The following is an 11,396-nucleotide window of genomic DNA, read 5'->3' as shown; positions in this document are numbered from 1 at the left end:
AAAATGGCTAAGTTTGCAGCAAATCTCAGCATGATGTTTAACGAAGTGCCTTTTATGCAACGTTTTGAAAGTGCAGCGAATGCAGGTTTTAAAGGCGTTGAATATCTTTTTCCTTATGAAGAAGATGCCAATTTAATTGCGAATGAACTGAAAAAACACAATTTAACGCAGGCATTGTTCAATATGCCTGCAGGTAACTGGGCTGCGGGCGAGCGTGGCATGGCATCTCTTCCAGGTCGTGAGGCTGAATTTGCCGAAGGTGTACAAACGGCTCTGACATACGCGAAAGCATTGGGTTGTAAACAAGTGCATGCAATGGCGGGGAAAGTGAATGAAAACGTCACATTAGAACAGCAAAAAGCGTGTTTCATCAAAAATATTCAACATGCTGCGGATGTGATGGCGGAGCATGGGATCCGTGTACTGATTGAGCCAATCAATACCCGTGATATGCCTGGGTATTTTTTAACGACTCAAAAGCAAGCTGAAGCATTATTACCTGAAATTAATCGTGAAAACGTATTTATCCAGTTGGATTTATATCACTGCCAAATTATGGAGGGTGATTTATTGAAAACAATCGAACGTTTATGGGGTAAATTTAGTCATATTCAGATAGCGTCAGTCCCTTACCGTCATGAACCCGATAGTGGCGAAGTGAATTACCCTTGGATTTTCAAACAATTGGATGAAATGGGTTATGACGGCTGGTTAGGATGTGAATATCATCCTGCAGGCCGTACCGAAGATGGGTTAGGCTGGCTTAAACAAGCAGATTCATAATTAGGAGAACCTATGCTCCCTTCTGAGCGTCGTGATTTTATTTACCGTTACGTACATGAGCGCCAAACTGTGTCGATCAGTGACTTAGTTGAGCTTATGAATGTCTCTCATATGACCGTACGACGTGATATTCGGATGCTAGAAGAAGAAGGGAAGGTGCTCAGTATCAGTGGTGGCGTTAAGTTAAATGATGTGTTGCGTCAAGAACTACCTTGGAGTGAAAAGGCGCGATTGCATCACCGTCATAAGCGTGAAATTGGCCAGTTTGCCAGTTCGTTAGTTGAGGATGGGCAAGTTGTGTACCTCGATGCGGGGACGACAACATTTGAAATCGCTCGTGTCCTTGGTGAACGCTTTAATTTAACGATTGTCACTAATGATTTTTCTATCATGCAGTATTTGATGGATAAATCGCAGCTCAACCTTTACCACACAGGTGGGCAAGTGGACAAACGCAATCATTCTTGCGTTGGGAATACCGCCGCGATGATGTTGCAAACCTTGAATGTGGATATTGCGTTTATCAGTACCAGCTCATGGGATTTGCAACATGGTGTTTCAACACCTCATGAGGAAAAAGTACAGATAAAACAAACGCTACTAGATGTAAGCCGACGCTGTGTGTTGGTTTCAGATAGTAGCAAATTTGGCAAGTATGGCATGTTCCGTGTTTGCCCTCTAAATCAGTTGCACGACATTGTTTGTGATGATCGATTACCCATCGATGTGGTGCAACGGATAACAGAACAAAACATAAAACTTCATTTAATAAAGACATAAAACATAAATAATCTTACCTAGAACTGCATAGCCAGAAAAAGGCTATAGCAAGGAGAATTACAATGAAAGTTATTATTACTGGTGGCGCAGGCTTTCTGGGCCAGCAGCTAGCCGCTGCTTTGCTTAAAAATAGCCAGGGTTTAAAATTTGACCACCTTGTTTTAGCCGATATTCAGTGCCCTACATCGCCAGTTGAAGATGCGAGAGTGACCTGTGTCGCGTTGGATTTAACCCAGACTGGCGCAGCTAATGAACTGATTGATGCGCAAACGGATGTGGTTTTCCACCTTGCAGCTATTGTGAGCAGCCATGCTGAAAGCGATTTTGACCTAGGCATGAAAGTCAACTTCGAAGCAACGCGCCAATTATTGGAAGCTGCTCGTGAGAAGAACCCTGCAATTAAATTTATGTTCACCAGCTCATTAGCTGTTTTTGGTGGGCAATTACCTGATGTGATCACTGATCTGTGTGTTGTGAACCCACAGTCGTCTTATGGCGCGCAAAAAGCGATGTGTGAGTTAATGGTGAATGACTACTCCCGTAAAGGCTATATAGATGGACGGGTTATGCGTTTGCCAACAATTAGTATTCGCCCTGGAGTACCAAACAAAGCCGCTTCTTCATTTGCCAGTGGCATCATTCGTGAGCCATTAAATGGTATGGAGAGCGTTTGTCCAGTTTCACCTGACTTAGCATTATGGTTATCAAGCCCAGAAACGGTGATTAACAATTTTATTCATGCGGTGAGTATTCCTGCGGAAAAATTTGGCCAGTCACGGACAGTGAATTTGCCAGGCATCACCGTCACGGTTCAGGGAATGATTGACGCATTGCGTGATGTTGCAGGTCAAGAAACGGTTGATCTTATCCGTTTTGAGCCCGATGAAGCCATTAATCGCATTGTGGCGAGTTGGCCAGGCAAATTTGATATTAGCCGTGCATTGGATTTAGGTTTCCGTGCAGATGGCTCGTTTGGTGATGCGATCCGTTCGTTTATCACCCACCACGGCTCGTCTAATTAGGAGATAGCCTATGTCCTATATTCCTGTTATTGGCCTCGCGGTGGCCATATTCGTTCTGATTTTTCTCGTATTACGAACGCGCGTTCATGCGTTATTGGCAATGCTCATTGCCGCGGCAATTGCGGGTGTTTCTGGTGGTTTAACAGCAGCGGAGACAGTGACAGTCATTACAAAAGGCTTTGGGTCAACACTTGGTAGCATCGGTATTGTTATCGGACTCGGGGTAATGATGGGAAGGGTGCTGGAAGTTTCAGGTGCTGCTGAACAAATCGCCTATAGCTTTATCAAATGGTTAGGGAAAAAACGTGAGGAGTGGGCACTGGCAATTACGGGCTATATTGTCAGTATCCCTATCTTCGTTGACTCCGCTTTCGTCATTTTATATCCATTGGCAAAAGCGCTGGCGAAAAATGGTAAGCGCAGCATATTAACCTTAGGTGTTGCACTGGCTGGTGGTTTAGTTGTTACGCACCATACAGTTCCTCCGACACCAGGCCCTTTAGGCGTTGCTGGTATTTTTGGTGTCGATGTTGGGGCGATGATCCTGGCTGGAATGAGCCTCGCTATTCCTTGTGTAATCGGAATTGTTTTTTATGCAAAATGGTTAGGAACTAAATATCCTGAGTTTATGCCAGATGAAACGGGCAGTGAAGATCTGAAAGAAGTTCATGCACGTTACATGGAAGAAAAAGCAAACAAACCATTACCAAGCTTATTTTTATCTTTACTACCGATTATCACGCCAATCTTATTGATTTTTATCAATGCAATTAATGGCTTGATTTTAAAAACTGAATCATTCCAAGGAATGGAAAGCAATTGGTATTTTCAGACATTTGAATTCTTAGGCGCGCCAATTATTGCTTTATCAATTAGTGTGTTGATATCGGTATACACATTAATGCCAAAAGCAACAAAAGAAGAAGTCATCGACCGTATGGAAGAAGGCTTACAAGCCGCTGGGATTATCTTGTTAGTGACAGGTGCTGGTGGTGCGTTAGGCGCAGTATTACGTGATAGTGGGACAGGTAATATTCTTGCTGAGCACGTTGCAAACTTACCAATTACACCTGTACTAATTCCTTTTATTATCGCGACATTAGTGCGCTTAATTCAAGGGTCTGGCACGGTAGCGATGATCACAGCAGCATCCATATCTGCACCAATCATCAGCCAAATACCCGATATTAACTTATTGGTTGCGGCGCAAGCGGCAACAATGGGGTCTCTGTTCTTCGGTTATTTCAACGACAGCCTATATTGGGTTGTGAACAGAATGATGGGGATTAAAGACGTAAAACAACAAATGATCGTTTGGTCTATACCTACAACAATAGCGTGGGCGATTGGTTTAGTTGGCGTCCTTGTCCTTGATGTAATTCTCTAAAATTGTACTTTAAGCTTTACCTGCCAATCCAAAGCGCCTTTACAGGCGCTTTTTTTCGATAATCAGGTACATTCATCTATACTGATTGCATCTTAAACATATTCTCAATATGGCACCTTTATTTTGTGATTAAAATCACGTTTTATTGAAAATAAAATGATGATGTTTTCATTAAAAGAGATACTCGTCACTAAATTAACTTGTGCTTATCGCTATATTAATAGTAGCTAATTAATTCAATGATGCCATTGTGTAAAGGAGTTTGATATGTCTGACGTTTTCCACTTAGGTTTAAAGAAAAGTGACTTACAGGGTGCAACCGTAGCGATTGTTCCTGGGGATCCTAACCGTGTTGAAAAAATTGCACGTCTGATGGATAACCCTGTACACCTTGCGTCATTACGTGAGTATACTTCGTGGCGTGGTGAGCTCGATGGTAAAGCTGTTATTGTTTGCTCAACAGGTATTGGTGGCCCATCTACCTCTATTGCAGTTGAAGAACTCGCGCAATTAGGTATCCGTACTTTCCTACGTATTGGTACAACTGGTGCAATCCAAGAAGATATTAATGTGGGTGATGTATTAGTCACCACAGGTGCAGTACGCTTAGATGGTGCGAGCCAGCACTTTGCGCCACTTGAATACCCAGCAGTGGCGGATTTTGATTGTACTAATGCATTATTTGCAGCGGCAAAAGATGCGGGTGCAACGGTTCATGTTGGTGTAACAGCCTCTTCAGATACTTTCTACCCAGGCCAAGAGCGTTATGATACCTATACTGGTCGTGTAATGCGCCATTTCAGAGGCTCAATGAAAGAGTGGCAAGACATGGGCGTTATGAATTATGAAATGGAATCAGCAACGTTACTGACCATGTGCTCAAGCAGCAAAGGCTTACGTGCAGGTATGGTTGCAGGGGTGATTGTTAATCGTACACAACAAGAAATCCCAAATGAAGCATTACTGAAGAAAACAGAAGGTAATGTGCTGAGTATTGTTGTTGAAGCGGCACGTCGTTTACTGTAATCAATGATTTACTGGCTCGCCTATTTAAAATTCACTCGGTTGTGGAAAGGCAATAGGCGGGCTTAGTTTGCCCTTCAAATTATTTATTTGAATCATAATCCTGCCAAGTTTTTAACAGTTTGTAATGAATTTCCAGAAAATAACGTGATCCTCTTATTCATTAGATCTGTTATTGTCATAAAAACAATTATCAATATTATGTGCCCTTTAATCGTTTGGGTTGCATCTTCTTTATTTGCAACTTAGACGTGTGCTGTGGGCAAAAAGGAATCATTATGTCAACAACACCTTACCTTCACCCTTCCGTCCTTCCACTGAAAGGGGGGATTAATTTCCGCGATTTAGGTGGGAAAAAACTATCAAATGGCAATAAAATCAAACCTGGCGTGCTGTTCCGTTCAGGGGCATTAGATCGCTTAACTCAGGATGATGAGTCGGTTTTACAATCACAAAATCTTTTCCAAATTATTGATTATCGGGACGAAGTTGAAATCATTGCTAAGCCTGATGTTGTTTGGCAAGGTGCACATTATGTCCATGCTCCAGCAAACCCGCTCGCCAAAGAAGTGACAGCAAACTTAGATAAGCTCACGCCAGAAATATTGGAACAGTTTGATCCACAAGCCTTTATGTTTCGTTTGTATGAATTATTACCGTTGAATAACCCCGCATATCATCAATTGGTGAACATGCTACAGCAACCCGAAAAAGGGGGGATTGTTCAGCACTGTGCCGTCGGGAAAGACCGCACTGGTGTCGGCTCGGCGTTGGTTTTATTTGCTTTAGGTGCTGATCTTGAAACGGTAATGGAAGACTATTTACTCACTAACGAAACATTAGCGCCATATCGTAAGCACTTACTGGAAGAACACGCAAAAACCATGAGTGATAGCATCGTGAAAAAGTTCGAGTATGTGTATTCTGTCCGTGAAGAGTTCCTACAAACAGCCTTAAAAAGTATTGAAAAACAGTATGGTAATGTGAATAAGTGGTTGGAAACCGATTTTGGCTTAGGGCTGAAACAACGTGAAGACTTACAGCAACACTTCCTCGAATAATAGATGTTACTTTGGCTGATGTTGTGTGAATAAAGATATGAGCACATAACTCAGCTGAATTTATTGTCCTGTTTAATCTTGATTTATACGTTTTTCGCTACTGTAATACATCTAACCATTGATGGAAGGAATATACCGTGACGCTCAATGAAATCGTGACCGTTGTGACGGATTTTACTCGTGAACATGAAGTATGGGCGCTACCCATTATTTTCTTTCTCGCCTTTGGTGAATCTCTCGCTTTCTTATCACTTCTTTTACCTGCAACAGTGATACTGCTTGCGCTTGGCGCTTTGATTGGTGAAAGCAATATTGTTTTTTGGCCTATTTGGTTGGCTGCTGCGTTAGGGGCCTTTTTTGGCGATTGGCTTTCTTACTGGTTTGGTTTCCATTACAAAGAAAACGTACGCAAGATGTGGCCGATTTCCCGTAATCCGCAAATGATTGATAAAGGGCAAGTTTTTTTTGATCGATGGGGGATTTGGGGGATCTTTTTTGGCCGTTTCTTCGGGCCATTGAGGGCCGTCGTCCCTTTGGTTGCAGGGATCTGTGCGATGCCTCAACGCCATTTCCAACTTGCCAATATTGCCTCTGCGATGATCTGGGCGTTTGGCATACTCGCCCCAGGAGCCCTTGGTCTTAAATGGTTTGCGAGTTGGATAGGCTAGGCTTGCGAAGCGGCTCGCAAATAAACGGCGGCAAATGAAATTACCTCTGGACACTTATACAGTATCCCATTACCTTACACTAGATTTTGTAAAGTAAGGATTTAATCGTGGATACCTCTCTTTTATATGCCGTTATTGGTGCGTTGAGTGGCATTTTAGTCGGTGGTTTAGCGACGTGGTTTTCTATTGCCCAAAAAATCGCGCACAAAGATCAAGAGCTACAACAGGCTTACCGTCAACTTGCAGCCAGCGATGAAAAAAATGTGCATCTTGCTCAGTGGAAAGAGGAGTATGACAGGCTTGATCAAGAGCTTCGTACACAACGTGACATTAACCGGGAACAAGAGGCCGAATTACGCGAAGTCATCACACGGTTAGAGCAAAATCAGCTTGCTAACGAAGAAAAACAACGCATTTTACAGAACAGTGAGCAACGCTTAACGACTCAGTTCGAAAATTTAGCGAATCGTATTTTTGAACAAAATGAGCGTCGTGCTTCAGAACTGCAGCAAAAAAGCTTACTCGCAATGCTATCGCCTTTTCGTGAGCAATTAGATGGTTTTCGCCAACAAGTTCAACAAAGTTTTGGTGAAGAAGCGAAAGAAAGGCATACATTGGCCTATGAAATTAGGCAGTTGCAGCAGCTCAACAATCAGATGACCAAAGAGGCCGTTAATCTAACGCGTGCGCTGAAAGGGGATAACAAGATACAGGGTAATTGGGGAGAAACTATTCTAACCCGTATCTTAGAAGTTTCCGGTTTGCGCGAAGGCAGCGAATTTGAAACCCAAGTCAGTATTAATACGGGTTATAATAGCCGCTATCAACCTGATGTCATTATCCACCTTCCTGAAGGTAAAGATGTGGTTGTCGATGCCAAAATGTCATTAGTGTCTTACGAGCACTATTTCAATAGTGAAGACCCTCATGAGCAGCAACAAGCATTAAAAAACCACGTTGCTTCCATTCGTAATCATATGCGAATGCTGAGCCGAAAGGATTATCATCAGTTACCAGGAATTCGTTCACTGGATTACGTTTTAATGTTTATTCCTATTGAGCCAGCCTATTTGCTGGCTTTGAAAGAAGCCCCTGAGCTACTCGATGAAGGAATAAAGCAAAATATTATGTTAGTTTGTCCATCCACCTTGCTAGTGGCGGTTCGAACAATTAATAATATATGGCGTTATGAGCGACAAGGGCAAAATGCCCAAGAAATTGCAGATAAGGCAGCAAAAATGTACGACAAGCTGCGTTTATTTGTGGATGATATGCAGGTTTTAGGCACCAGCCTTGATAAAGCGAATAATACTTACCATTCGGCGATGAAACGTCTTGCTCAAGGGCGGGGTAATTTGATTAGCCAAGCGGAAAGTTTTAAGGAGCTTGGGGTAGAGATAAAACAACCTATTGAGCCTCAACTTGTAGAGCGGTCAGATTCACCTAATTGTGCTGAATCGTAGACTTCTAATAGGGTTTTACCTCAAAGGCTGTTACACTTCCTACAAAGTTTGAATGATAAGCAGGCATAAGAGAAATGACTGAACCAACGAAAGAAACCATTGATTTTGGTTTCCGCACTGTCGGCAAAGAGGATAAAGCTGGCTTAGTAGCGAATGTTTTTCACTCTGTAGCATCAAAATATGACTTAATGAATGACCTGATGTCATTCGGTATTCATCGTATCTGGAAACGTTTCACGATTGAAGCAAGCGGTGTGCGCCGTAATCAGCGTGTACTGGATCTTGCGGGTGGAACAGGGGACTTAACCGCAAAATTTTCACGCTTGGTGGGTGAAAAAGGGGAAGTCATTCTGGCAGATATTAACGATTCCATGCTGAAAATGGGGCGTGAAAAATTACGTGACCTCGGCATTGTGGGAAATGTTAATTATGTTCAAGCTAACGCAGAAGAACTACCATTCCCAGATAACTATTTTGATTGTATTACCATTTCTTTTGGCTTGCGGAACGTTACCGATAAAGACAAAGCACTGCGTTCAATGTTTCGTGTGCTAAAACCAGGCGGTCGCTTGCTGGTCTTAGAATTTTCAAAACCCGTTATTGAGCCACTGAATAAAGCTTATGACGCATATTCATTCCATATTTTACCGCGTATTGGGCAGGCTATTGTCAACGATCCAGATAGTTATCGTTACTTAGCAGAATCAATCCGTATGCACCCAAATCAAGAAACTTTGAAAGGGATGATGGAAAATGCCGGTTTTGAACAAGTGTCTTATACAAATATGACCGGTGGTATTGTTGCATTGCACAAAGGGTTTAAATTCTAAGATGGAAGCGCCATCAGCACATACCGAAATCCAACATACGGTTTTGTATTCTTTAATAACAGCAATGATGGAAACCTCTCTTAATCATATGCTGTTTAAAGAGAAAGTTCTGCAGCCTGCTAGGATGCGTTTGGCGGGTAAGGTGATGTCCATTGAGTTAAAAGAGCTTAATAAAACACTGACCCTGATTTTTGCGGAAAATCATGTTGATGTACTGAGCGAATGGACTGAAGCGGCAGATTGTACAATTAAAACGTCGCTGTTCACTTTAGTGAAGTTGAAAGACAAACAACAATTATCTCAATTGATTAATCACGGTGATATCGTGATTGAAGGGGATATGCAGATTGTCCAACATTGGTCTTCTTTGCTCGATTTAGCGATTTGGAATCCAGCTCACTATTTATCACCGTATATCGGCGATGTAGCAGCGGAAGGGTTGAGCAAGCTGCTAAATAAAGGTGTTTGCCTTGTAACTCATTTGGTTAAACGCCAAAAGACCTATGTTAAAGATGCCCTGATTGAAGAGTGGAAAATGGCGCCAAGCCAACTTGAACTCGTGCATTTTAGTGATGAGGTTGAGCAAATTGAGAGCTCAATGAGTACGCTGGAACAACGGCTAAGCCAACTGGAGGAGAAGAATGACACCCGGTGAATTAAAACGACTTTACTTCATTATTCGGGTTTTTCTCTCTTACGGATTAGATGAGTTAATCCCCAAAATTAAACTTACGTTGCCACTTCGTATTGGTCGCTTGGGTTTTTTTTGGATTAGGAATCAGCACAAAGATAAAGAACTTGGTGAAAGATTACGTCTTGCATTACAAGAATTAGGCCCCGTTTGGATTAAATTTGGCCAGATGTTATCGACTCGCCGAGATCTCTTTCCACCTGCAATCGCAGATCAACTCTCTTTACTACAAGACAAAGTTGCCAGCTTCGATGGTAAATTAGCACGTGGTTATATTGAGGCTTCTTTAGGTGGGCCTCTGGAGCAATGGTTTGATCATTTTGATGAGCAAGCACTCGCATCTGCGTCTATCGCTCAAGTTCATACGGCTATTTTAAAAGAAAACGGCAAAGATGTTGTTATCAAGGTTATTCGCCCAGATATTTTACCTATTATCAAAGCGGATATTAAGCTCATGTACCGTATCGCAAATTGGGTGCCGTTATTACCTGATGGGCGCCGTTTGCGTCCAAAAGAAGTGGTTCGTGAATATGAAAAAACATTAATTGATGAGCTGAACCTTTTACGCGAGTCGGCGAATGCTATTCAACTGCGACGTAACTTTGAAAACAGCTCTATGCTGTATATCCCTGAAGTTTATCCAGACTATTGCCGTGAAAATGTCATGGTAATGGAACGTATCTATGGGATCCCTGTATCAGATATTGCGACACTCAAAGCGCAGGGAACCAATATGAAGCTGTTGGCTGAGCGCGGTGTAAAGGTCTTTTTCACTCAAGTGTTTCGCGATAGCTTTTTCCATGCGGATATGCATCCTGGGAATATTTTTGTCAGTTATGAGCACCCAGAAGACCCTCTGTATATTGGTATTGACTGTGGTATCGTCGGCTCATTAAATAAAGAAGATAAGCGCTATTTAGCTGAAAACTTTATTGCATTTTTTAATCGTGATTACCGTAAAGTTGCGGAGCTTCACGTCGATTCTGGTTGGGTTCCCCAAGATACTAATGTGGAGGATTTTGAATTCGCCATTCGTACAGTATGCGAACCTATCTTTGAAAAGCCATTAGCCGAAATCTCTTTCGGGCATGTACTACTGAATTTATTTAATACGGCGCGCCGTTTTAATATGGAAGTGCAACCTCAGTTAGTACTATTGCAAAAAACATTATTGTATGTGGAAGGTCTTGGTCGGCAGCTATACCCTCAGTTGGATTTATGGAAAACAGCAAAACCATTTTTAGAGGATTGGGTGCATAGCCAAGTTGGCTTACCTGCAATTACACAAGCATTGAAAGAAAAAGCACCTTATTGGGCTGAAAAAATGCCTGAGCTACCAGATTTAATTTATGGTGCCCTGAAACAACACAAGTACTTGCAGTCAAACATTGAACAACTTGCACAGCAGTTGAAACGTCAGCGAAATAAACAGCGAAAATCGCAATACCTATTAGGAATAGGGGCTACATTTATCCTCTGTGGCAGTTTATTCTTTATTTCCGATTTAACGCGTCTTTCCGCAGTGTTTATGGCTGCTGGTGCTTTATCGTGGTTGTTTGGTTGGTGTAAAACAGGCGAAAATTAAGTAAACTTTGTTTTGCGACAAGTTTATAAGGCTGTGAACATTTCCGTATTTTGTGTTGGTTGTATATAATAGACCTAATAACAATTGATCCCAAAACTATAGA

11 protein-coding genes are annotated in these 11,396 nt (G+C 42.1%); all 11 read left to right on the top strand.

Features of this window, described 5'->3' with window-relative positions; genetic code table 11:
- Positions 1 to 3: 3 nt before the first annotated feature.
- Positions 4 to 783 carry a 2-oxo-tetronate isomerase gene (gene otnI, locus PSF27_RS13005; protein ID WP_206086338.1) on the top strand — a complete coding sequence of 260 codons (780 nt, stop codon included), beginning with the start codon at positions 4 to 6 and terminating at the stop codon, positions 781 to 783.
- A 12-nt stretch (positions 784 to 795) separates the two neighbouring features.
- The gene (locus PSF27_RS13000) at positions 796 to 1,563 is read left to right on the top strand and encodes a DeoR/GlpR family DNA-binding transcription regulator (RefSeq protein WP_206086339.1); all 768 of its coding nucleotides are present in this window, start codon (positions 796 to 798) and stop codon (positions 1,561 to 1,563) included.
- A 62-nt stretch (positions 1,564 to 1,625) separates the two neighbouring features.
- Positions 1,626 to 2,585 (top strand): D-erythronate dehydrogenase, encoded by a 960-nt coding sequence (denD, locus tag PSF27_RS12995; protein WP_272681611.1) that lies wholly within the window; start codon positions 1,626 to 1,628, stop codon positions 2,583 to 2,585.
- A gap of 10 nt (positions 2,586 to 2,595) precedes the next feature.
- On the top strand, positions 2,596 to 3,972 hold the full coding sequence (locus PSF27_RS12990) for a GntP family permease (protein WP_004914902.1): 1,377 nt from the start codon (positions 2,596 to 2,598) through the stop codon (positions 3,970 to 3,972).
- 267 nt (positions 3,973 to 4,239) lie between these two features.
- Complete coding sequence (udp, locus tag PSF27_RS12985; RefSeq protein WP_206086341.1) at positions 4,240 to 4,998, top strand: uridine phosphorylase; 759 nt, start codon at positions 4,240 to 4,242, stop codon at positions 4,996 to 4,998.
- A gap of 275 nt (positions 4,999 to 5,273) precedes the next feature.
- Entirely contained in the window at positions 5,274 to 6,056 is a 783-nt protein-coding gene (locus PSF27_RS12980) for a tyrosine-protein phosphatase (RefSeq protein WP_206086342.1), read from the top strand.
- A 137-nt stretch (positions 6,057 to 6,193) separates the two neighbouring features.
- Positions 6,194 to 6,724 (top strand): DedA family protein, encoded by a 531-nt coding sequence (locus PSF27_RS12975; RefSeq protein WP_206086343.1) that lies wholly within the window; start codon positions 6,194 to 6,196, stop codon positions 6,722 to 6,724.
- Between the two features lie 107 nt (positions 6,725 to 6,831).
- On the top strand, positions 6,832 to 8,187 hold the full coding sequence (gene rmuC, locus PSF27_RS12970) for a DNA recombination protein RmuC (protein ID WP_272681610.1): 1,356 nt from the start codon (positions 6,832 to 6,834) through the stop codon (positions 8,185 to 8,187).
- Between the two features lie 74 nt (positions 8,188 to 8,261).
- Complete coding sequence (ubiE, locus tag PSF27_RS12965; RefSeq protein WP_047756010.1) at positions 8,262 to 9,017, top strand: bifunctional demethylmenaquinone methyltransferase/2-methoxy-6-polyprenyl-1,4-benzoquinol methylase UbiE; 756 nt, start codon at positions 8,262 to 8,264, stop codon at positions 9,015 to 9,017.
- A 1-nt stretch (position 9,018) separates the two neighbouring features.
- Positions 9,019 to 9,672: a ubiquinone biosynthesis accessory factor UbiJ gene (locus PSF27_RS12960; protein WP_272574199.1), complete on the top strand. Its 654-nt coding sequence runs from the start codon at positions 9,019 to 9,021 to the stop codon at positions 9,670 to 9,672.
- Positions 9,659 to 11,293 carry a ubiquinone biosynthesis regulatory protein kinase UbiB gene (ubiB, locus tag PSF27_RS12955; protein WP_272681609.1) on the top strand — a complete coding sequence of 545 codons (1,635 nt, stop codon included), beginning with the start codon at positions 9,659 to 9,661 and terminating at the stop codon, positions 11,291 to 11,293. Before PSF27_RS12960 ends, ubiB begins: the two co-directional genes overlap by 14 nt.
- Positions 11,294 to 11,396 lie beyond the last annotated feature (103 nt).

Origin of the sequence: Providencia sp. PROV129 (genome assembly GCF_028482245.1) — a bacterium.
In the GTDB taxonomy this organism is placed as follows: Bacteria; Pseudomonadota; Gammaproteobacteria; order Enterobacterales; family Enterobacteriaceae; genus Providencia; species Providencia vermicola.
The sequence above is the reverse complement of the archived record's forward strand: the minus strand, read 5'-3'. Positions and strand labels throughout refer to the sequence as shown.

Coding starts and splice junctions, on each gene's coding strand:
- denD (WP_272681611.1), top strand. CDS start 1,626: ATGAAAGTTATTATTACTGGTGGCGCAGGCTTTCTGGGCCAGCAGCTA.
- otnI (WP_206086338.1), top strand. CDS start 4: ATGGCTAAGTTTGCAGCAAATCTCAGCATGATGTTTAACGAAGTGCCT.
- PSF27_RS12960 (WP_272574199.1), top strand. CDS start 9,019: ATGGAAGCGCCATCAGCACATACCGAAATCCAACATACGGTTTTGTAT.
- PSF27_RS12990 (WP_004914902.1), top strand. CDS start 2,596: ATGTCCTATATTCCTGTTATTGGCCTCGCGGTGGCCATATTCGTTCTG.
- PSF27_RS12980 (WP_206086342.1), top strand. CDS start 5,274: ATGTCAACAACACCTTACCTTCACCCTTCCGTCCTTCCACTGAAAGGG.
- PSF27_RS13000 (WP_206086339.1), top strand. CDS start 796: ATGCTCCCTTCTGAGCGTCGTGATTTTATTTACCGTTACGTACATGAG.
- udp (WP_206086341.1), top strand. CDS start 4,240: ATGTCTGACGTTTTCCACTTAGGTTTAAAGAAAAGTGACTTACAGGGT.
- ubiB (WP_272681609.1), top strand. CDS start 9,659: ATGACACCCGGTGAATTAAAACGACTTTACTTCATTATTCGGGTTTTT.
- ubiE (WP_047756010.1), top strand. CDS start 8,262: ATGACTGAACCAACGAAAGAAACCATTGATTTTGGTTTCCGCACTGTC.